Source organism: Streptomyces sp. NPDC111628 (genome assembly GCF_055635195.1).
This window is the reverse complement of sequence record NZ_JBVKBZ010000007.1, coordinates 449,903-469,776: the sequence shown is the minus strand read 5'-3', so window position 1 is coordinate 469,776 and position 19,874 is coordinate 449,903. Positions and strand designations below refer to the sequence as shown.

Below are 19,874 nucleotides of genomic sequence, written 5' to 3'. Positions count from 1 at the left end.
CGGGCGGGGGCGGGCTACTCCGCCGGCTCCACCAGGAGCTGCGCGTAGGTGGCCATCGACCGCTGGTAGCGCGGCAGATGGGGCGCCAGCGCGCCGAGCACCAGGGACAGGCCCTCCCGGTCGCGGCCCATGCTCGACAGGCAGAGCGCGAGCGCGGCCCGCACGGCGTCGTCCAACTCGTCCGACGGGGCGACCAGTTCCGGAGAGAGCAGCTTCACGCCCTCCTCCGGGTGCCCGGTGTTCCGCAGCGAGCTGGAGAGCTGGATCTTCGCCCGGCGCCCCTTGTAGGCGCTGACCTCGCCGAGCCCGCGCTCCAGCGCCTCGCGGTACAGCGGCACCGCGCGGTCGGAGTGGCCCGTCGAGTCCCAGGCGCAGGCCCGCTCGAACAGGCCGAGGGGGCTGTCCGCGGGCAACTCGTCGGCGAGGGCGTCGACGACCGCCCGGAAGTCGGCGGCGTCCTCCTCGGCGTAGTCGTCGAACGCCGCCCAGGCGGCCGTCACACGCTCTTCCCAGTCCTGGTCCACGGGCCCACTCTCGCACGGCGTCCGCACAACGGCACCCGGACTCCTGAGTACTTCGCGCCCCGCGCCCGTATCGATGACGGGGCCCCTCGCCGGGGCTCCGTGCGGCATGTCGCCACAGCGGACCGGAGGAACACATGAGGCTGACCCGACCGATGCTCGCGCCGGCCGCCCTGGCGGCGGTCCTGGCGCTGACGGGCTGCGGCGCCGACGGGGACGGCGCGGACACCGTGCCCGCGACGGCGACCGGCAGCCTGGAACACCTGGCCGCCGAGGCCGAGTGCACCCCGAACATGCAGACCGACGCCGACACCATCCGCCAGGCCCTGTGCGGGAAGGGCGACGGGAAGTACGTCCTGGCCACCTTCTCCACCGACCGCGGCCAGCGCGAGTGGATCAACACGGCCAAGGACTACGGCGGCTTCTACCTCGTCGGCCGCAAATGGGTCGCCGTCGGCCACGAGGACGTGGTGGCCGACCTGCGCGGCACGCTCGGCGGGACCCTGGAACAGGGCGTCCAGCACGGGGGCGGCGGCGCCGGACACTCGGCCGGGCACGGCGAGCACGCCGGGCATTCCGGCTGACCGGACGCGGACGCGCGAAGGGGGCCGGTGACGGAAATCCGTCACCGGCCCCCTCCTTGCGCGCGGGCCGGTACCGCTACTGGCAGTCCTCGCCCCGGTTGATGCAGTCGACCACCTCGTTCATCAGGTCCTCGTCCATGACGTTGATGAAGTCGTTGTGATCCGTGATCGGCTTGTGCAGCTGCTCAGGGAAGCTGTCCACGGCGTACGGGTTCTGCACCTGGCCGTTCTCGACGGTCGGGGTGGGAATGTCGTACGCGAGGCGGATCTGCAGCTGGGGCACGGCCTGGAAGCCGTTCGCGCAGCTGCCGTCCTCCTGGACGAACGCCATGTGGTCCCGGTGGTTGGCGCTGTCGATGTTCTGGCCGTCCCAGCAGCTCTGGAAGTTGACCGTGCGCAGCACCTGGCTGCCCTCGGGGCACAGCGGGTACTTGTCCGTCACCTGACGGTCCTCGAAGCCGGAGCAGCTCCACGAGGTGTTGGCGTTGGCGTCGCCGTTGGTGAAGGACTTGGCGTCACCGGTGATGACGCGCAGGAACTTCGGCATCGCGACCACGTCGCCCTGCCGGCTGCCGACGAACTTGATCTGCGCCTCGGCCGGCTTGAGGATCTTGCCGATGTTGCCCTCGGCGCCACCGCCCTGGTCGTTCGCGTCGAACTCCTGCGTACCGTCCTGGAGGCGCAGCACCGGCCAGTAGTAGGTGGACTTGTCGCCCTGGTTCTGGCACGAGGTGTCCGCGTTGGCGAGATCCTCGTCGCTGGAGAAGGCGTCGTTGTCCTGGTTGCCCACGTAGTCGTGCGTGTGGTGCGCGCCGTTGTCGACGCCCGGGGCGGCGATCAGGTTGTCGCTGTTGAACAGGTTGTTCTCGTTGACGCCGCAGTCGGTGGTGAAGGTGCCGGTGGAGCCGCCGTCACCGTCGGCGGCCAGGCCGTTGCGGCTGTTGCGGGTGTTCGGCTGGACGTCGTTGATGTCGACGAAGTCCTCGGCGACCGGACCCGCGACACCGTTGCCGTTGTCGTCGTTGCCGTCGTCGCCGCCCTGGTCCTGGCCACCGTCGTCCTGACCGCCGTCGTTCTGGCCGTCGTCCTGGCCGCCGCCGTTCTGGCCGCCGCCGTTCTGCTGGTCCGCGGGACGACCCTGGCATCCCGCCAGCTCGTCCAGGTTGTCGTCGGCCTTGCCGCCGGCCCGGTTGATCTCCAGCTGGATCCGGTCGATGATCGCCTTCCGCCGGTCCTTGAGCGGGCCGAGAATGGTGTTCTGGACGAACTGCGAGTCACCCGCCTGTGCCCGCCGGGTGGTGGCGAGGCGCTGGTAGGCGTTGGTGATCTGGCTGTCCATCGTGGCCAGTTCGCCGTCCACCTCTCCGCGCGCCCGGTCCGGCACGTCACGGATCTGCTGGCCGACGTCGGGGCAGTCGATCGTCGCGACCTGCGCGCCGGCCGACCTGGTCCGGTTGTGACCCCCGTGATCCTCGTGCGCCGAAGCGTAGAAGTTGGCCCAGACCAGCCCGCCCCCGCCGACCGCCAGGGCCGCCGCCCCGGCAACGATCTTGGTGGCCAGCGGCGTACGGCGTTTTCTTGTGTTGCGTCCCATGGAACTCCTCAAACTTCCTTGCGGGGGCATCGCTTGCGGGGCATCGAGGGCGCCCGACAGGAGTGAAGCGGCTCCCATCCATACGGAAGCCGCTCCGGAGGTGTTCACCCGTCTCGGGAATTGCTGGGGCCCCTGGGGCCCCGGGGACGCGTCACAGGGTCAGCGGCCGCGGTCCAGATACGCCAGAACCGCTAGGACACGGCGGTTGTCGTCGTCGGAGACCTCCAGGCTCAGTTTCGCGAAGATGTTCGCCGTGTGCTTCGCGATCGCCCGCTCCGTGACGACGAGCTTGCCGGCGATCGCCGCGTTGGTCCGGCCCTGCGCCATCAGCTCCAGCACCTCCAGCTCGCGCGGCGTCAGCCGCTCCAACGGCCGGTCCTCCGCCGCACGCCGGCTGAGCAGCTGCTGGATGACCTGCGGGTCCATCGCCGTACCGCCCGACGCCACCCGCCGTACGGCGTCGATGAACTGCTCCGCGTCGAACACCCGGTCCTTGAGCAGGTAGCCCACCCCGCCGCTCCCGTCGGCCAGCAACTCGCGCGCGTACAGCTGCTCCACGTGCTGGGAGAGGACCAGCACCGGCAGCCCGGGCCGGTCGCGGCGGGCCTGGAGCGCGCACTGCAGGCCCTCGTCGGTGAGCGTGGGCGGCAGCCGGACGTCGACCACCGCGACGTCCGGCTGCAGTTCGGCCAGGGCCCGGGTCAGCTCGGGGCCGGTCTCGACGGCCGCGGCGATCTCGAAGTCGTGGGCCTCGAGGAGCCGGACCAGTCCGTCGCGCAGCAGGAACAGGTCTTCGGCTAGGACAACGCGCAAGGGATCTCCATGGTGACCATGGTGGGGCCGCCCGCGGGCGAGCTGACGGCCAGGACGCCGTCGAATGTACCGAGTCGGCGCTCCACCCCGGCCAGGCCGGAGCCCGCTCCGATCGACGCACCGCCCTTGCCATTGTCGGTGACGGAGAGGCGCAGCCGCCCCTCCGCGTAGTGCAGGTCGATCCAGATCCGGTCGGCGCCGGAGTGCTTCACGGCGTTGGTGAGGATCTCGCTGACCGCGAAGTACGCGGCCGACTCCACGGGTGCCTCGGCGCGGCCGGGCAGGTCCACCTCCACCTCGACGGGGACGGGCAGGCGCAGGGCCAGGGCCCGTACCGCGTCGCCCAGACCGCGTTCGGCGAGCACCGGCGGGTGGATGCCGCGCACCAGTTCGCGCAGCTCGGTCAGGGCGTCGGCGGAGGACCGCCGGGCCTGTGCGAGCAGTTGCCTGGCTTTCTCCGGGTCCTTCTCCAGCAGCGCCTCGATGGTGCCCAGGTCCATGCCCATGGCGACCAGCCGGGCCTGCGCCCCGTCGTGCAGGTCCCGTTCGATGCGGCGCAGTTCGGCGGCGGAGGTGTCGACGGCGTCGCGCCGGGTCTCGGTCAGCACCCGCACCCGCTCCGCCAGTTCGCCCTGGCCGGAGCCGAGCACCGCACCGGTGAGCCGGAAGTGGGCGCGCAGCAGCAGCGGGGTGAGCCAGAGGGCGGCGACGAGGAGGACGGCGCCCAGCCCGGCGGCGTAGAAGGCGGAGGTCTGGTCGGTGACCTTGACGAAGCCGTACCAGTACCCGTCGGGCAGCACCCGCCACAGCCCGGCCGCGATGGCGAAGCCCTCCAGCGGGTAGAGCGGCAGGGCGAAGGCGACCAGCGCGGTGACGAAGCCCGCGGTCATGTCGACCGGCAGCCACCGGATGTCCCGCCAGGTCGCCGGGTCACGGAGCATCCCGAAGGTGCGGGCCCACGGATTGGCGTCCTCGGGCAGCGGCCGGTACGCCCGCGGGATCCGCACCCCGCCCCACTCGGCGGCGAGCAGCCGCCGCCGGTCCGCGAACGCCCGTACCCCCGCAAGCACCCACGGCGTCGTGACGATGCCGACGCCGATCGGGATCAGGGCGATGGAGACGAGGGCGAAGCAGAAGCAGACCACCGCGCCGGGCAGGGAGATGAACATGAGGGCCAGTCCCCGTGCGCCCGACAGCGCGACGTTCCGCGCCCGCTCCCGTGTCCGTGGCCCCTGTGTGCTGCTCTTCGTCTCGATGCTCATGGCATCAGTCTCGCCGAGGCGACCGGGGCGGGTCACGGGGCCGGGCACCCCGATCAGGGGGTGGTGTCAGATACACCTCCGCCCCCGCCGGGCCCGTCGTCGGCGGCGGCGTCGGTGGCGACGGTGGCGTCGGTGGCGAGGACCTTCGCCTCCGTCTCCGGGTCCAGGCCGACCGGGGGCCGGTCCGGGCGACGCGGTGCCGGGCCGCCGAGGTCCCGCAGCCAGGCCCAGGTGTCGGCCACGGTGTCGGCGGCCGGGCGGCAGGCCAGGCCGGTCGCCAGGGCCCGGGAGACGTCCGCGCTCTGCAGGGCGTCGTGCAGGTCGCTGCCCGGGGGTGTCCACACCGGCAGCTGCCCCCACGGCTCGACACCGGCGGCGAGGACGGTCTCGGGGGCGGTCCAGCGCAGCCGGGCCGCGCCGCCGGTGACCTTGGCGCAGGCGTCGAGCAGGTCACCCATGGTGGTGTGCCCCGGCGGGGAGGCCAGGTTGTACGGCCCGCTCAGCTCCCGCTCCACCGCGCCGAGCACCCAGGCGGCGAGGTCCCGGACGTCGACGTACTGCAGGGGCAGGTCCCGCGGGCCGGGTGCGAGGACCGGGCCGCCGCGGGCCGTGCGGTTCAGCCACCACGGCAGCCGGCCGATGTTCTCGTACGGGCCGAGGATCAGACCGGCCCGTACCAGCACCGAGCGGTCCGCGCCGAAGGCGTCCAGGACGGCCAGCTCGGCGCCCCGCTTGTCCCGGGCGTAGTCGCTCTGCCCGGCGTCCGCCGAGGCGCCCTCGACGAGCGGGGCGTCCTCGGTGTACCCGGCGGGCGGGGCCCAGGCGTACACCGAGCAGCTCGACACGTACACGTACCGTCCGGCGCGGCCCCGCAGCAGCCGCGCCGCGTCCCGCACCGCGCGGGGCGCCGCCGACCAGGTGTCCACGACGGCGTCCCACGTGCCCTCGGCCAGGGCGGCGAGCCCGTCGGGCGCGATGCGGTCGCCGTGCAGCGCCCGCGCTCCGGGGGGCGGGGCGTGCCGTCCGCGGTGCAGGACGGTCACCTCCCAGCCACGGCCGAGCGCCGCCTCGACCACGGCCCGCCCCACGAACTCCGTACCGCCCAGCACCAGTAGCCTCATGCCGTCACTGTGCCGGGTGCGGCGGCCGGAGGGAACGCCGCTCTGCCGTGGGCAGACGGGCGGTGGGGCGGGGTCCGGGCTCAGTGCCCGGTGGGCGGCGTGTACTTGTAGCCGACGCGCCGCACGGTCTGGATCGTCTGCCGGTGCTGCGCGCCGAGCTTCCGGCGCAGCCGGGCCACGTGCACGTCGACGGTGCGGCCGTCGCCCACGTGGCCGTAGCCCCAGACCGTGGTGACCAGCTGGTCGCGGGTGTGCACCCGGTGCGGGTGCGCGACGAGGTGCGCGAGGAGTTCGAACTCCAGGTAGGTCAGGTCCAGTTCGCGCCCGTCCACGGCGGCGGTGCGTCGTACGGGGTCGATCCGGACGAGCGGGTCCACGCCGTCCGCGTGCGAGGATCCGGCCGCGCCCAGGGGGTGGAACGGCGGCTGCTGGTCGGCGGGGACGAGCACCAGGTAGCCGACCATCGGCGGCCGGCCGGGCAGCGCGGGCAGCGTGTGCGGGGGCGCGGGCAGCCAGGTGGCGCCCGGCGGCAGCAGGTCCGAGACGTCCACCACCTCGTCCCGGTCCACGGCGCGCAGCCGGTGCCGGGAAGCACCCCCGCCCGGGAGGGCGGAGGCGGTGGGGCCCGCGGTGCGGGGGTCGGTGGAGGAGTCGAGGGTGACGGTGGAGAGGGAACGGGGGGTCGCCATGAGACGTCAGCTCTTTCGCGCGAGAGGTTCGTCGGGAGGGGCGACGGGCGCGAGTTCGTGGTCGGGCGCGTCGCGGGACGTACGTCGTGCGCACCGGCGGCAGGCGCGGAAGGCCTGGGGGTGTGGCTCTCTAGCGGGCCGGCGCGATCGTCGCGCGGCAACACACCCGGTCGAAGTCGTCGTGCTGACGGGAAGGCCAGAAGGGCTCGAGGTCGTGGCGACCCGTCGCTGCGTACTTCCGGAAGCTGGCCATGGGCCCATTGAAGCAGACGGCGGCGGGGGAGAGGAGACTCCTCTCAGTGCGTGGACGCCGACCGGCCGGAACCGGCTGCCCGAGCGGTCATCCCACCAGCCGTTTGCGCCAGTTCAGCGGGGACACGGTGATGGCCCGGCCCGGATCGCCGTTCCACTCCGTGGACAGCCCGGACCCGGCGAAGGCCGCCACGACCTCGTGTCCGACGGCCGTGGTCGTCTCCTCGGAGCCGTCGAAACCGCCGTAGTGCAGCATGAGCCCGTGTCCCTCGGCGGCGGCCTCGGTGCTCTGCCGGTGGAAGAAGACGAAGCCCCGGGCGCCCTCGCGCTCCGCGCCCATCTCGGCGGTGCCGCAGCCCCGGCAGCAGGCGAAATTCTCCCGGGCCGTGACACCGGCCGCGTCCAGGGCCTCGAAGACCCGGGTGAGACGGTCCGGGTCGGTGGGCCCCTCGCCCCAGGCGTTCTGCTCGGCCAGCCGCTCCAGCCACAGCCGGTCCACCAGCCGCCGGGCCTGGGCGGGGGACACCGGCCGTTCGCCGTACTCGCCGCCGACGAGGTAGTCCTGCGCGATCTCGGAGAGCGTCCTGCGGGTGTCGTAGCCGCAGCGGAGCTGCTCGCGCACCCGCCGCTCGACCTGCTCGCGGACCTCGTCCGGCAGGTCCGGGACCTCGTCCGGCGGCGGGACGGGGATCGGCTCCCAGGCGACGTCCGCGTCCCAGCCGGGCTCCTGGCGTGCCCAGCCGGTCAGGAGGTCGGCCACGCGGTGCGGGTCGTCGAGGCCGGTACCGAAGAACGCGTCCGCGGCGGCCCGGTGCTCCAGCCGGTACTCCCCGCCGTCCTCGTGCCAGACCTGCGCGAAGACGTCGGGGACGTCCGGTATCCGCTGGACCACCAGGAAGCGGTCGCCCGGATGGCCGATGCGCGTCACCAGCTCCCGCAGCTGGACCGCCCGGATCCGGGGGTGCGTCTGCCAGTTCTCCGTCTCGACCCTGATGGCGAGGTCCCCGTCGTTCTCCATGACCCCACCCTCGCACGCGCCACTGACAACGCGGCCGGGGCCGCGGTGGCCCGGGGTCAGACCTGGCCGGCCTTCTCCAGTGCCGTGCAGCAGGTGTCGACGAGGAGGCGGGTCACGACGTACGGGTCGACGTTGGCGTTGGGGCGGCGGTCCTCGATGTAGCCCTTGCCGTCCTTCTCGACCTGCCACGGGATGCGCACCGAGGCGCCGCGGTCGGAGACGCCGTAGGAGTACTCGTTCCACGGGGCGGTCTCGTGCAGGCCGGTGAGGCGGTCGTCGATGCCGGCGCCGTAGTTCTTGACGTGGTCCATCGGCTTGGAGCCCTCACCGAGCGACTCGGCGGCGGTGATGATCGCGTCGTAACCCTCGCGCATCGCCTTGGTGGAGAAGTTGGTGTGCGCGCCCGCGCCGTTCCAGTCGCCCTTGACCGGCTTGGGGTCGAGGGTGGCGGAGACCTCGAAGTCCTCGGCGGTGCGGTAGAGCAGCCAGCGGGCCACCCACAGCTGGTCGGAGACCTCCAGCGGGGCCAGCGGGCCGACCTGGAACTCCCACTGTCCCGGCATGACCTCGGCGTTGATGCCGGAGATGCCGAGTCCGGCCGTCAGGCAGTTCTCCAGGTGCGCCTCGACGACGTCGCGGCCGAAGATCTCGTCCGAGCCGACCCCGCAGTAGTAGCCGCCCTGTGCGGCCGGGAAGCCGCCCTCGGGGAAGCCGAGCGGGCGGGCGCCCTTGAAGAAGGTGTACTCCTGCTCGATGCCGAAGACCGGCTCCTGCGCGGCGAAGCGCTCGGACAGCTCGGCCAGCGCGGCGCGGGTGTTGCTCGGGTGCGGCGTCATGTCCGTGTCCAGGACCTCGCACAGCACCAGGATGTCGTCGCCGCCGCGGATCGGGTCGGGGCAGGAGAAGACCGGCTTGAGCACGCAGTCCGAGGAGCTGCCCTCGGCCTGGTTGGTGGAGGAGCCGTCGAAGCCCCAGATCGGCAGGGCGTCCAGACCGGCGGGGGCGTCCGTGATGATCTTCGTCTTGGAACGGAGCTTGGCCGTCGGCTCGGTGCCGTCGATCCAGATGTACTCGGCCTTGAAGGTCACGGGGCCACATCCTTCGGGGTGGGTCTCGGCGCACGTGCGGGTGCGGCGGCGCTGGTGCGGCAGGGGTGCCGCGTCTACTGCCGTGCAGCGTGCCAACGGGCGATTTCCCGGCCGTTGCCCGTATGTGAACCCCGTGTTACCCGGGCTCGTTGTGGTGCGGCTCACGCCCGTCGTGTCCGGCCGCCTCCCGCACACCGGTCAGGAAGCCCCTGATCGCCGCCAGTTCCCGCTCGTCGTATCCGCGCAGCAGCTCCACCGCCCGCCCGATCAGCGGTCCGAAGTGGGACCAGCCCAGTGCGACGGCCCGCTCGTCCACCTCGACGGTGACCCTGCGCCGGTCCCGTTCGTCGCGCACCCGGCGCACGTGACCGGCCCGCTCCAGCCGGTCGACCAGCGACGTGGTGCCCGCGGAGTTCAGCCCGAGGGCGGCGCCCAGGCGCCCGGCGGTCATCGCCTCGCCCGCCCGGGCGGCGTCCATGAGCGCGATGAGTGCGCGGACGTCGGTGGGGTGCATGCCGTTGCGCTGCGCGAACCGCGCGCTGTGCGCGCCCAGTTCGACGGTGACCGCGCGCAGGAGATGGACGATCTCCAGCTCCGGCTCCGGCACTCTCTGGTCGGTCATGGGGGCCGTCCTCCGTCATCGCCTCGCTCGACAAGTATCTCGTTCAGCGAGAGAATACCGGAAGGGCAGGAACAGGGAGCAAGCGAAACAGGGGGCACCGCTCATGAGCGCTCGCGGTCCGTACGACGCCGGCCGTTTCCAGGACGCCTACGACAAGGTCATGGCCAAGTGGCCCACGGGGACCGGGTCGGTGACCGTCCCCACTCCCTTCGGCGAGACGCACGTCCACGTGACCGGCCCGGCCGACGGCCGCCCCCTCGTGCTGCTGCCGGGCGGCGGTGCGGCGACCTCCGCGTCCTGGTACGCCCAGGCCGCCGAGCTGTCCCGCACCCACCGCGTCCACGCCGTCGACCTGATCGGCGCGCCGGGCCGCAGCACACCGGCCGGCGACCGCCACCCCCGTACGGTCGCCGACCTGACCGGCTGGCTGGACGCTCTCCTCGACGGCCTCGGCATCGCGGAGACGGACCTCGGCGGGCACTCCTACGGCGCCTGGATCGCCCTGCACCACGCCCTGCACGCGCCCGGCCGGGTACGCCGCCTGTTCCTCCTGGACCCGACCCAGTGCTTCGCCGGGTTCAAGGCGGCCTACCTGCTGCGCGCGCTGCCGATGCTGCTGCGGCCCACGCCCCGCCGGGTCCGCGCCTTCCTGGAGTGGGAGACCGGTGCGACCCCGCTCGACGCGGACTGGCTCGCCCTCCAGGAGGCCGCCGTCGGTTTCCCGGAGCGCAGGCCGGTCACCGGACCCCGCCCGGCCCCGGAAGCGCTGCGGGCGCTTGAGGTGCCGGTCCTGCTGCTCCTGGCCGGGAACAGCAGGACTCACGACACCGCCCAGGTGGCGGCCCGGGCGCGGGCCCTGCTGCCGCACGTCGAGACGGCCGTCCTGCCGGACGTGTCGCACCACGCGCTGCCCCAGTCCGCGCCGCCCGGCCTCGGCCGCCGCCTCGGCGACTTCCTCACCGCGCCCGCCGGCTGAGCCTCAGCCGACCTTCTCGATCAGCGCCCGCCGGATCAGGAACTTGCCCTCCTCCCGGACCTGTTCGAACGCCGCGTTGTTCAGCAGCGCGCAGCTTCCCGACACCGAGTTCACCTCCACGGTCGTGGACTTGTCGTTGTCGAGGTTGGTCACCCGGAGCTTCGTGCCCACCGGGAACTGGTTGCTGGAGGCGGCGGGCGCGCCGCCCTCGCCGGAAAGGGTGACGGTGGAACCGGCGCAGACCTGCTGGCCGGCCTGCGCGGCGCCTCCGGCCTGGTCACCGGCGCCCTGCTGCTGCTGCGGCGGCTGCGGCGGCTGCGCGGCCTGGGAGTCCTGGGCCTGGGAGTCCTGCGCCTGGGGATCCTGGGCCTGGGGGTCCTGAGCCGACTCCCCGACCGCGCACCCGGACGCCGCCTGCTTGCGCTCGATCTCCGCGACGACGGCCTCGCGGTTCTCGATCCGGGCCTGCGACTGCGCGTCGGGATTGGCCCGCTGGCCCTCGATGAACCGCTGGTTGTTGCCGAGCGCGGTGGCCAGGCCCTGGCAGACGCCCGAGTCCTGGGCGGCCTTCGTCCGGGCCTCCTGGGTGGTCTGCGCGGCATTCGACGCGTTCGCCGCGAAGAAGGCGCCGCCACCGGCCACCGCGGCGGCGCCGACCAGGAGCGCGATCTTCTTCTGCGTACCGAGAGTTCTCCTGCGCGACATGCGCGCCTCCTGAAGAGGTAGGGGAGCGTACGCCGCTATGTACGAGATACCGAACGGAGTTGCTCACCGGTCGCGACGACGGGCGCACGTAACCTGCGTCACACCGTCGAGTCCCGGTCTAGCGGGACAGGGCGTCCCGGACCGCCTCGTCGGAGCGGCCCACCACGGCCGTTCCGTCGTCCGCCGTGATGATCGGGCGCTGGATCAGCTTCGGGTGTTCGGTGAGCGCGGTGATCCAGCGGTCGCGTGACGCCTCGTCACGGGGCCAGTCCTTCAGGCCCAGTTCCTTGGCGGCCGCCTCCTGGGTGCGGGTGATGTCCCACGGTTCGAGTCCGAGCCGGGTGAGCACCTCGCGGATCTCGTCCGCGCTCGGTACGTCCTCCAGATAGCGGCGGACGGTGTAGTCGGCCCCCTCCGCGTCGAGCAGGCTGATCGCGCTGCGGCACTTCGAACAGGCCGGGTTGATCCAGATCTCCATGCCGGACACGGTAGCCGGAGGGTGTCGAAACTCGTTCACCACGTGGGTCCCAGCGGCCCCGAAAGCCCTTGTGGGCAGGGGCTTTTGTCAGTGGTGGGCGGTAAAATAGAAGCAGTGTTCGAGGGTGTCGCCGGGGAGTCCGGACGGCGCCCTGACCGCGACAGGAGGATGCCCGTGCCCGCTGCCGCACTGAAGCCGAAGCCGTTGCCCACCCAGTCCACCGCCAAGCGGCCCGTCCTGCTCGACCTGCCGTACGAACCCGTGGAGAAGCGTCCGCTGCCGGCGGGCCGCCCCCGCGAGTGGTACGTGACGCACAACCGCCGGCTCAAGGCGATGCGGCTCGCCATCGCCCTGCTCGACTCCGGCGTCTACCTGCCCAACCAGGCGCGCAACGAGAGGATACGGAGCGCTGCCCTGACCATCGGGGTCCACCCGCCGTCGGACACCACGTGCCACATGGTGCGGGCGCTGATGCGGTACTCGCGGTGAGCGGGACGCCGGGTGCCCCTTCTCCTGCGGGCGCCCGGCGTTCCAAGGCCTGACCTACGCCGACAACTCCCGTTCCAGCGGCGTCCGGAACCGCGGCGTGATCCGGGTCGTGCCCACCCAGGACGACAGGCGTTCGGCCTCCGTCCCGATCGCGGCCTCGGCGTCGCCGCCGATGTCCTCGCCGGCCGGCAGCCGCCAGACGATCTCGCCGTCGGCGCGCTGGGCCCAGCCCCCGACCACGCGGCCGTTCCACCACACGGTCGGTCCGACGTTGCCGCTGCGGTCGAAGAGCATCGGCCGCAGCCCGGGGGCGAGGTACCAGTCGCGCTGCTGCCAGCCCATCGCGGTGGGATCCAGCGCGGGCAGCAGTGCCGCCCACGGCTCGGCGGGCCCGGCGACCGGGCCGGTGTCACCGGAGACGACGTACCCCGTGCCCTCGTCCAGCGAGACCGCCTCCGCGCCGATCGCGGTCAGCGCGCGGCGCACCTCGGTCACCCGCCACCCGGTCCACCACTTGAGGTCGTCCTCGGTCGCCGGACCGCAGGCCGTCAGCCACCGGCGCAACAGCTCGGCCTGGGCCCCGGCCGGGTCCAGCTCGGGATGCTCCGGCGCCGGCGCCCAGCGGAACTGACTGGACGTCCACGAGCCCAGCGGCCGCCCCCGCACCACCTTGCCCTCCACGCCCAGCACCCTCAGCAATTGGGTGGAGACGGTGTGCACGCCCTCGTAGCTCTTCCCGGCCGCGTAGACGTACTGCTCCTTGAGCCGCGGCTCGTCGCGGGCCAGTTCGGCCGCCGTGGCCTGGCCGCGCCGGGCCAGCGCGGCCAGTGCGGACTCCTCCACCTCGGTCAGCCAGGCGGCGTCCGGCGCCCCGGCCGCCGCCATGTTCTTGAGCAGTCTGGCCCGCTCCCGGGCGGCGACGGTGCGGCCGGTGGAGGCGTGCACGACCGCCGTCAGCTCGGTGGGGAACACGAACACCGTGTGCCGCATGCCGTGCATCCGGACCAGTGCCCCGTCCTCGTACAGCGCCCGTTCCGTCTCGCCCACGGTCTTCGCCGCGTCCGCCAGCCGCGCACCCACGGCCAGGTGCACCGCCGCCGGGTCCGTGCCGTGCAGCGCCACCAGCGATCCGGCGACCTCCTCGGGGCTCCCCGCCCGCGCGGCCCCCGCCAGCCGCTGCCGCAGGGCCAGCCGGTGCCGCCGTTCGGCCGTCCCGATGTGCCGTCGTCCGCCGTCATCCATGGGGCCCTCCGCCCGTCGTCGCGTCCGTAGCGTCCTCGGTACGGACATCGTGCCCGACGCCACTGACAGGCGGCCGCGCCCGGCGGTCAGAGTCCGGGCGCGCCCCACACCGGGAACCAGCGGCCCAGGTCGCCCTCCACCGGCAGTTCGCCGGCGAGCACCGCCCGTATCCGCAGCTCCAGCGCGTTGTCCCGCTGCCGCCGTTCGCCGGGCAGGGGCGCGAAGGGGTAGAACGTGCCGCGCTTGTACAGGTAGACGAGGGCGAGCCGCCGCCCGTCGTCGTCCACGAAACCGGCCAGCGAGCACAGCAGCCGCGGGCCGAACCCGCCCGTCTCCAGGGTGCTGTTCACCGCGTGCAGGTCGTTCACCAGAAGGGGCAGTTCGCCCGGTGAGCGCTGCGAGACGAGCCAGGAGTAGCCGTAGGAGTCGTGGGTCAGCTCCACCGGGGTCCGGCCGGCGTCCGCGTCCAGCAGGGCGCGGATCTCGCGGTGCGTGCGCTCGAATGCGGCGCCCTCGACCGTCGCGAAGCACACCGCCCCCTGCCCGGTCGGACGGAACCCGGCGGCGGCCTCCAGGCCCACGGCCGCGGAGGGCAGCGCGAAGAGCCGGTCCAGATCCGGGCCCACGGCTTTGGAGCGGCCGAGCAGGATGTCCAGCAGTCCCATGCCCGCGCCTCAGGCCTTGCCGGGGGCCGGTGCCTCGCCCAGCTCGGTGGAGATCCGGCCCAGCTGGTCGAGCCGCTGCTCCAGGCTGGGGTGGGTGGCGAAGAACCGGCCGAGGCCGGGTTCGCTGCCGAAGGCCGGGGTGAAGTAGAAGGCGTTGAAGGCCTGGGCCGTGCGCAGGTCCTTGGTCGGGATGCGGGCGATGTCGCCGGTGACCTTGGTGAGCGCCGCCGCCAGCGCCGAGGGGCGCCCGGTGAGCAGGGCCGCGGCCCGGTCGGCCGCCAGCTCCCGGTATCGGGACAGGGCCCGGATCAGCAGGAAGCTGAGCGCGTACACGGCCGCCGAGACGCCCATCACGACCGCCAGCACGGCCATCGTGTTCTGGTCCCGCCGCCCGCCGAAGAGCTGCGAGTAGAAGGCGAACCGCACGATCAGGCCCGCGATCACGCCGAGGAACGACGCCACCGTGATCACCGCGACGTCCTTGTGCGCCACGTGCGACAGCTCGTGCGCCAGCACCCCCTCCAGCTCCGCGGGCTCCAGCCGCCGCAGCAGCCCGGTCGTGACACAGACCACCGCGTTGTCCGGATTGCGGCCGGTGGCGAAGGCGTTCGGCATCTCCATCTCCGACACCGCGACCACCGGCTTCGGCATGTCGGCCATCGCCGCCAGCCGGTCCACCACCCCGTGCAGCTCCGGATACTCCTCCCGCTCCACGACCCGGCCGCGCATCGCGAACAGCGCGATCCGGTCGGAGAACCAGTACTGCGCCCCGAACACCAGCGCCACGATCACCACGACCAGGACCCAGGACTTCAGCAGCGCGATCAGCGCGGCGACGAAACCCACGTACAACAGGCCGAGCAGGAAAAGGGTGATCCCCATGCGCACGGTCAACCGCCGGTCGCTCCGGAAGCGGCTCTGCATCTGTACCACCTCACAGTCGGGCACTCGTCCCGCTGTCCAGTGTGCACCCGGCGCCCCGGAGGCCAGGCGCCCCGGAGGCCAGGCGCCCCGGAGGCTAGGCGGTGTCGAACGGTGCCAGCCGCCGGGTGATGCGGTCGAACAGCTCCGTCAGCGGCTCGCCGATGTCCCGGCCGAACTCGCTCAGCCCGTACGTGACCCGGGGCGGTGTCGTCGGCTCGACCTCCCGCCAGACCAGGCCGTCCTCGACCAGCACGCGCAGGGTCTGAGCGAGCATCTTCTCGCTGATGCCCTGGATGCTCTCGCGCAGCTCGTAGAACCGGAGGTCGTTGCGCCGCAGGGCGATCAGCACCCAGATGCCCCACCTGCTGGTCACGTGGTCGACCATGTCGCGCGCCAGGCAGTCGGTGTGAAACACGTCATACCGCGCCCCGGGCTCGACCCGTCCGGGCTGCAAACCTTCTGTCATGTCATGAGCTTACCTTCAGGTATGCCCTTACCAAAAGTTAGCCGGTGCTCCTAGCGTGAAGATCCACAGAGGACATCCGACAAGGAGCTCATCATGATCGTCGTGACCGGGGCCACCGGGAACATCGGCCGCCCGCTGACGCGGGCGCTGGCAGAGGCGGGCGAGCAGGTGACGGCGGTGTCACGGCACCCGGCGGCGGTACCGGACGGCGTCCGCCACCTGGTGGCCGACCTCGCCGAGCCGGCCGGGCTGCGGCCCGCGCTGGCCGGGGCCAAGTCGCTGTTCCTGCTGCTCTCCGGCGACCTGCACGCCCTCGGCGCCAACCCCGCCGACCTCATCGGCGAAGCCGCGCGGAGCGGGGTCCGCCGCGTCGTCCTGCTCTCCACGCTCGGCGTGGTGACCAGGCCCTTCGGGGCGACCCGGATCGCGATGCGCGAGCTGGAGGACACGCTGCGGGAGTCCGGCCTGGAATGGGCCGTCCTGCGGCCCGGCGGCTTCGCCTCCAACGCGCTGTGGTGGGCCGAGTCCGTCCGTGCGCGACGGGTCGTCGCCGCTCCCTTCGGCGACGTCGGAGTGCCGGTCGTCGACCCGGCGGACATCGCCGCGGTGGCGGCGGCCTGCCTGCTGGAGGACCGGCACACCGGCGGGGCCTACGAGCTGACCGGCCCGGAGGTGATCACTCCGCGCGGGCAGACGGAGGCCCTCGCCGCCGCGCTGGGCTCGCCCGTGGCCTTCCACGAGCTGACCCGGGAGGAGGCCAGGACCGCCATGGCCCAGAGCATGCCGGCGGAGCTCGCCGACGACACCCTCGACATCCTCGGCAACCCGAGCCCGGCGGAGCTGCGCGTCAGCCCGGACATCGAGCGGGTCCTGGGCCGGGCCCCGCGGCCCTTCGCCGACTGGGCGGCCCGCAACGCCGACGCGTTCCGCTGAGGGGCGCCGGTCCGGGGCGGCAGCGCGGTACTAGTAGGGCGCCCGGAAGTTGATGTAACCGAGCAGCACGATCACCGCGGCCACACAGCCGAGCACCACGACGGTGGACACCCACGACGACCGGCGCCGTGAGCCCACGTGGTCGGGTTCGGCGCGGAAGGGGACCGGGCCGGGAGGGTTCTCCTTCCAGCGCGCGGCGAGCATCCGGGCGCGCGCCGAGGGCTCCTTGTGCTCGGCACCCTCCGCCCACCTCAGGTCGTACTCGCGCTCCTCGTCGTCGCGATCCGGCATCTCCGGCACTCTCCCCGTCCCCCCGACGTCAATCCGACTCGAACAACCGTGTCAGTAGACATGATCCCGGCCCGTCCGCACGCTGTGAAGGGTTTTCGGCCACGCACGACGGCGCCCCCGCCCCCGGGAAACGGGGACGGGGGCGCCGGTCAGCCGGTCGGTTCACCGGTCGAGGGGTCGATCACACGTCGAAGTACATCTCGAACTCGTGCGGGTGCGGACGCAGCTGCAGCGGCGCGATCTCGTTGGCGCGCTTGAAGTCGATCCACGTCTCGATCAGGTCCGGCGTGAACACGTCGCCCTGGAGCAGGAACTCGTGGTCGGCCTCCAGGCGGTCGAGGACCGCGCCCAGCGAGGTCGGGACCTGCGCCACGTTCGCGTGCTCCTCGGGAGCCAGCTCGTAGAGGTCCTTGTCGATCGGCTCGGCCGGCTCGATCTTGTTCTTGATGCCGTCCAGGCCCGCGAGCAGCAGCGCAGAGAACGCCAGGTACGGGTTGCCGGAGGCGTCCGGGGCGCGGAACTCGACGCGCTTGGCCTTCGGGTTCGAGCCCGTGATCGGGATGCGCATCGCGGCCGAGCGGTTGCGCTGCGAGTACACCAGGTTCACCGGCGCCTCGAAGCCCGGCACCAGGCGGTGGTAGGAGTTCACCGTCGGGTTGGTGAAGGCCAGCAGCGACGGGGCGTGCTTGAGGATGCCGCCGATGTAGTAGCGGGCGGTGTCCGACAGACCGGCGTAGCCCTGCTCGTCGTAGAAGAGCGGCTCGCCGCCCGACCACAGCGACTGGTGGACGTGCATGCCCGAGCCGTTGTCACCGAAGATCGGCTTCGGCATGAAGGTCGCCGTCTTGCCGTTCTTCCACGCCACGTTCTTCACGATGTACTTGAAGAGCTGGAGGTCGTCCGCGGCCGCGAGCAGCGTGTTGAACTTGTAGTTGATCTCCGCCTGGCCGGCGGTGCCCACCTCGTGGTGCTGGCGCTCGACCTGGAGGCCGGACCGCTCCAGCTCCAGGGAGATCTCGGCGCGCAGGTCGGCGAAGTGGTCGACCGGCGGGACCGGGAAGTAGCCGCCCTTGTAGCGGACCTTGTAACCGCGGTTGTCCTCCAGCGCACCGGTGTTCCAGGCGCCGGCCTCGGAGTCGATGTGGTAGAAGGACTCGTTCTCGCGGGTGGCGAAGCGGACGGAGTCGAAGACGTAGAACTCGGCCTCGGGACCGAAGAACGCCGTGTCGGCGATGCCCGTGGACGCCAGGTACGCCTCGGCCTTCTTCGCCACGTTCCGCGGGTCGCGGGAGTACTGCTCACCCGTGATCGGGTCGTGGATGAAGAAGTTGATGTTGAGGGTCTTGTCCCGGCGGAACGGGTCGACGCGCGCGGTGGACAGGTCGGGGCGCAGGGACATGTCCGACTCGTGGATGGCCTGGAAGCCGCGGATCGAGGATCCGTCGAAGGCCTGCTCGGCGTCGGGGTCGAACGCCGTGGCGGGCAGCGTGAAGTGCTGCATGACGCCCGGCAGGTCGCAGAACCGGACATCGACGAACTTGACGTCCTCGTCCGCGATGAACTTCTTGACGTCGTCGGCGTTCTGGAACATCCAGCTCCTCCTACTCCCGACCGTCCCGCCGGGTTGGTAGATCGTTCGTGCGGCCAGTGCGGGTGGCACACGCTTCCTCGACCCTAGGGACGGGTGATTTCTCGGGCGTGACCCATTTGTTTCGCAGAAGTTAACCGGCTCCCTGCCCAGCCTAGGCCGGATCGGGGGCCCGCACACCCCGCCGTTCCCGGTACGTATACGGGCGCAGTACCGTGTTCGGGTGGACAACAGGCAAGCAATCGGATCGTGGCTCTCCGGCCCCCGCGCGGCCGTGGAAGAGGCCGGCGCCGATCTCGGGCACCGCGGCGAGCAGCTCGGTCTGCCCGCGGAGGGACCGGGTTCGATCGCCCGCCCGGGCAGGCGGCTCGGCGCCCTGGCCGTCGACTGGGCCCTGTGCTCCCTGATCGCATACGGCCTGATCACGGGCAGCTACGGGCAGACGGCGAGCAACTGGGCCCTGCTGATCTTCTTCGTGCTGAGTGTGCTGACCGTCGGCACGGTGGGCTTCACCCCGGGCAAGCGCCTGTTCGGCCTGCGCGTCGTGGACCTCGCCACGGGCCGCCCCAGCCCGCTGCGCGCCCTGCTCCGCTCGGTCCTGCTGTGCCTCGCGCTCCCGGCGCTGATCTGGGACCGCGACGGCCGGGGCCTGCACGACCGGCTGGCGCGCACCGTGGAAGTCCGGATCTGACACCCACGCACCCAAGACGCCGCCAAGCGCCACGACGCCGGTACGGCGATGGGGGCGGCCCGATCACTCGGGCCGCCCCCATCGCCGTACCGGCGTTTTGGAGTCCTACGGGTCGGCGCTGGTCAGCGCTGCTTGGGGTTGCCGCCCCTCGGCATCCGCATGCCCTTCGGCATCGGGCCCTTGGGCAGCGGCATGTTGCTCATCAGGTCGCCCAGGGCGCGCAGCCGGTCGTTGGTCACGGTGACCTGCGGGCCGCTCAGGACGCGCGGGAGCTTGAGCATGGTCGTGCGCAGCTTCTTCAGCTGGACCTGCCCCTCGCCGGTGCCCACGAGCAGGTCGTGCACGGGGACGTCGGCGACGATGCGGTTCATCTTCTTCTTCTCGGCCGCGAGCAGGGACTTCACCCGGTTCGGGTTGCCCTCCGCGACGAGCACGATGCCGGCCTTGCCGACCGCTCGGTGCACCACGTCCTGGTTGCGGTTCATCGCCACCGCGGGGGTCGTCGTCCAGCCCCGGCCGATGTTGTCCAGCACGGCCGCCGCAGCGCCCGGCTGTCCCTCCATCTGACCGAAGGCCGCCCGCTCGGCCCGGCGCCCGAAGACGATCGCCGTCGCGAGGAAGGCGAGCAGCACGCCCAGGATGCCGAGATAGATGGGGTGACCGATCAAGAAACCGATCGCGAGGAGGACACCGAAGACGACGATGCCGACACCCGCGAGCACAAGACCGATCTTCTTGTCGGCCTTGCGGGTCATCTTGTAGGTCTGAGCGATCTGCTTCAGTCGCCCGGGATTCGCAGCGTCCGCTGCAGGTTCCTTCCTCGCCATGGCACGAAGTCTACGTGCCCCCGAAAGCGCCGACG

23 protein-coding genes are annotated in these 19,874 nt (G+C 72.2%); 5 read left to right on the top strand and 18 right to left on the bottom strand.

What is annotated here, in order from left to right; translation table 11 throughout:
• Positions 1 to 14: 14 nt before the first annotated feature.
• Positions 15 to 524 carry a tetratricopeptide repeat protein gene (locus ACZ7MF_RS34740; RefSeq protein ID WP_471482173.1) on the bottom strand — a complete coding sequence of 170 codons (510 nt, stop codon included), beginning with the start codon at positions 522 to 524 and terminating at the stop codon, positions 15 to 17.
• A 134-nt stretch (positions 525 to 658) separates the two neighbouring features.
• Between ACZ7MF_RS34740 and ACZ7MF_RS34735 the strand changes: the two genes are divergently transcribed.
• Positions 659 to 1,105 carry a hypothetical protein gene (locus tag ACZ7MF_RS34735; protein WP_109031736.1) on the top strand — a complete coding sequence of 149 codons (447 nt, stop codon included), beginning with the start codon at positions 659 to 661 and terminating at the stop codon, positions 1,103 to 1,105.
• Positions 1,106 to 1,181: 76 nt separating this feature from the next.
• Here ACZ7MF_RS34735 and ACZ7MF_RS34730 read toward each other — a convergent pair whose 3' ends face one another.
• From ACZ7MF_RS34730 to ACZ7MF_RS34695, 8 genes are all read right to left on the bottom strand, one after another.
• Positions 1,182 to 2,699, bottom strand: a complete 1,518-nt coding sequence (locus ACZ7MF_RS34730) for a DUF1996 domain-containing protein (protein WP_471482172.1) — start codon at positions 2,697 to 2,699, stop codon at positions 1,182 to 1,184.
• 159 nt (positions 2,700 to 2,858) lie between these two features.
• Positions 2,859 to 3,512 carry a response regulator transcription factor gene (locus ACZ7MF_RS34725; protein WP_356865955.1) on the bottom strand — a complete coding sequence of 218 codons (654 nt, stop codon included), beginning with the start codon at positions 3,510 to 3,512 and terminating at the stop codon, positions 2,859 to 2,861.
• Positions 3,497 to 4,774 carry a sensor histidine kinase gene (locus tag ACZ7MF_RS34720; RefSeq protein WP_471482171.1) on the bottom strand — a complete coding sequence of 426 codons (1,278 nt, stop codon included), beginning with the start codon at positions 4,772 to 4,774 and terminating at the stop codon, positions 3,497 to 3,499. Before ACZ7MF_RS34720 ends, ACZ7MF_RS34725 begins: the two co-directional genes overlap by 16 nt.
• A 53-nt stretch (positions 4,775 to 4,827) precedes the next feature.
• Complete coding sequence (locus ACZ7MF_RS34715; protein ID WP_471482170.1) at positions 4,828 to 5,895, bottom strand: SDR family oxidoreductase; 1,068 nt, start codon at positions 5,893 to 5,895, stop codon at positions 4,828 to 4,830.
• A gap of 80 nt (positions 5,896 to 5,975) precedes the next feature.
• Positions 5,976 to 6,584, bottom strand: coding sequence for a winged helix-turn-helix domain-containing protein (locus ACZ7MF_RS34710; protein ID WP_471482169.1), 609 nt, complete (start codon positions 6,582 to 6,584; stop codon positions 5,976 to 5,978).
• A 340-nt stretch (positions 6,585 to 6,924) separates the two neighbouring features.
• On the bottom strand, positions 6,925 to 7,854 hold the full coding sequence (locus ACZ7MF_RS34705; protein ID WP_471482168.1) for a DUF6891 domain-containing protein: 930 nt from the start codon (positions 7,852 to 7,854) through the stop codon (positions 6,925 to 6,927).
• Positions 7,855 to 7,910: 56 nt separating this feature from the next.
• Positions 7,911 to 8,942, bottom strand: a complete 1,032-nt coding sequence (glnII, locus tag ACZ7MF_RS34700; protein WP_471482167.1) for a glutamine synthetase — start codon at positions 8,940 to 8,942, stop codon at positions 7,911 to 7,913.
• 136 nt (positions 8,943 to 9,078) lie between these two features.
• Positions 9,079 to 9,564 carry a MarR family transcriptional regulator gene (locus tag ACZ7MF_RS34695; protein WP_471482166.1) on the bottom strand — a complete coding sequence of 162 codons (486 nt, stop codon included), beginning with the start codon at positions 9,562 to 9,564 and terminating at the stop codon, positions 9,079 to 9,081.
• A gap of 103 nt (positions 9,565 to 9,667) precedes the next feature.
• Here ACZ7MF_RS34695 and ACZ7MF_RS34690 point away from each other — a divergent pair, with 103 nt between their 5' ends.
• Positions 9,668 to 10,540, top strand: coding sequence for an alpha/beta fold hydrolase (locus ACZ7MF_RS34690; RefSeq protein ID WP_471482165.1), 873 nt, complete (start codon positions 9,668 to 9,670; stop codon positions 10,538 to 10,540).
• Between the two features lie 3 nt (positions 10,541 to 10,543).
• Here ACZ7MF_RS34690 and ACZ7MF_RS34685 read toward each other — a convergent pair whose 3' ends face one another.
• Positions 10,544 to 11,245: an RlpA-like double-psi beta-barrel domain-containing protein gene (locus ACZ7MF_RS34685; RefSeq protein ID WP_471482164.1), complete on the bottom strand. Its 702-nt coding sequence runs from the start codon at positions 11,243 to 11,245 to the stop codon at positions 10,544 to 10,546.
• A gap of 118 nt (positions 11,246 to 11,363) precedes the next feature.
• A complete protein-coding gene (locus ACZ7MF_RS34680) occupies positions 11,364 to 11,723 on the bottom strand; it encodes an arsenate reductase family protein (protein WP_471482163.1) in 360 nt (119 codons plus the stop codon).
• 174 nt (positions 11,724 to 11,897) lie between these two features.
• Between ACZ7MF_RS34680 and ACZ7MF_RS34675 the strand changes: the two genes are divergently transcribed.
• Positions 11,898 to 12,212, top strand: a complete 315-nt coding sequence (locus ACZ7MF_RS34675) for a hypothetical protein (RefSeq protein ID WP_003976610.1) — start codon at positions 11,898 to 11,900, stop codon at positions 12,210 to 12,212.
• Between the two features lie 54 nt (positions 12,213 to 12,266).
• On the opposite strand, the gene ACZ7MF_RS34670 is transcribed toward ACZ7MF_RS34675, so the two are convergent.
• The 4 genes from ACZ7MF_RS34670 to ACZ7MF_RS34655 all read right to left on the bottom strand — a co-directional run bounded on the left by ACZ7MF_RS34670 (position 12,267) and on the right by ACZ7MF_RS34655 (position 15,509).
• Positions 12,267 to 13,454: a winged helix DNA-binding domain-containing protein gene (locus ACZ7MF_RS34670; RefSeq protein WP_471482162.1), complete on the bottom strand. Its 1,188-nt coding sequence runs from the start codon at positions 13,452 to 13,454 to the stop codon at positions 12,267 to 12,269.
• Between the two features lie 86 nt (positions 13,455 to 13,540).
• Positions 13,541 to 14,119 carry a PspA-associated protein PspAB gene (gene pspAB, locus ACZ7MF_RS34665; RefSeq protein ID WP_471482161.1) on the bottom strand — a complete coding sequence of 193 codons (579 nt, stop codon included), beginning with the start codon at positions 14,117 to 14,119 and terminating at the stop codon, positions 13,541 to 13,543.
• A gap of 9 nt (positions 14,120 to 14,128) precedes the next feature.
• Positions 14,129 to 15,043 (bottom strand): zinc metalloprotease HtpX, encoded by a 915-nt coding sequence (gene htpX / locus ACZ7MF_RS34660; RefSeq protein WP_471482160.1) that lies wholly within the window; start codon positions 15,041 to 15,043, stop codon positions 14,129 to 14,131.
• Positions 15,044 to 15,137: 94 nt separating this feature from the next.
• Entirely contained in the window at positions 15,138 to 15,509 is a 372-nt protein-coding gene (locus ACZ7MF_RS34655) for a winged helix-turn-helix transcriptional regulator (RefSeq protein ID WP_003976614.1), read from the bottom strand.
• A gap of 93 nt (positions 15,510 to 15,602) precedes the next feature.
• On the opposite strand from ACZ7MF_RS34655, the gene ACZ7MF_RS34650 reads away from it, so the two are divergent.
• Positions 15,603 to 16,442 carry an SDR family oxidoreductase gene (locus ACZ7MF_RS34650; protein ID WP_471482159.1) on the top strand — a complete coding sequence of 280 codons (840 nt, stop codon included), beginning with the start codon at positions 15,603 to 15,605 and terminating at the stop codon, positions 16,440 to 16,442.
• A 30-nt stretch (positions 16,443 to 16,472) separates the two neighbouring features.
• Here the strand turns inward: ACZ7MF_RS34650 and ACZ7MF_RS34645 are convergent, their stop codons facing one another.
• A complete protein-coding gene (locus ACZ7MF_RS34645; protein ID WP_471482158.1) occupies positions 16,473 to 16,733 on the bottom strand; it encodes an SCO2583/SCO2584 N-terminal domain-containing protein in 261 nt (86 codons plus the stop codon).
• 181 nt (positions 16,734 to 16,914) lie between these two features.
• Positions 16,915 to 18,324 carry a type I glutamate--ammonia ligase gene (glnA, locus tag ACZ7MF_RS34640; RefSeq protein ID WP_003976617.1) on the bottom strand — a complete coding sequence of 470 codons (1,410 nt, stop codon included), beginning with the start codon at positions 18,322 to 18,324 and terminating at the stop codon, positions 16,915 to 16,917.
• Positions 18,325 to 18,544: 220 nt separating this feature from the next.
• Between glnA and ACZ7MF_RS34635 the strand changes: the two genes are divergently transcribed.
• A complete protein-coding gene (locus ACZ7MF_RS34635) occupies positions 18,545 to 19,012 on the top strand; it encodes an RDD family protein (RefSeq protein ID WP_361007326.1) in 468 nt (155 codons plus the stop codon).
• A 122-nt stretch (positions 19,013 to 19,134) separates the two neighbouring features.
• On the opposite strand, the gene ACZ7MF_RS34630 is transcribed toward ACZ7MF_RS34635, so the two are convergent.
• Positions 19,135 to 19,839 carry a DUF4191 domain-containing protein gene (locus tag ACZ7MF_RS34630; RefSeq protein ID WP_385363189.1) on the bottom strand — a complete coding sequence of 235 codons (705 nt, stop codon included), beginning with the start codon at positions 19,837 to 19,839 and terminating at the stop codon, positions 19,135 to 19,137.
• Between the last annotated feature and the right edge of the window lie 35 nt (positions 19,840 to 19,874).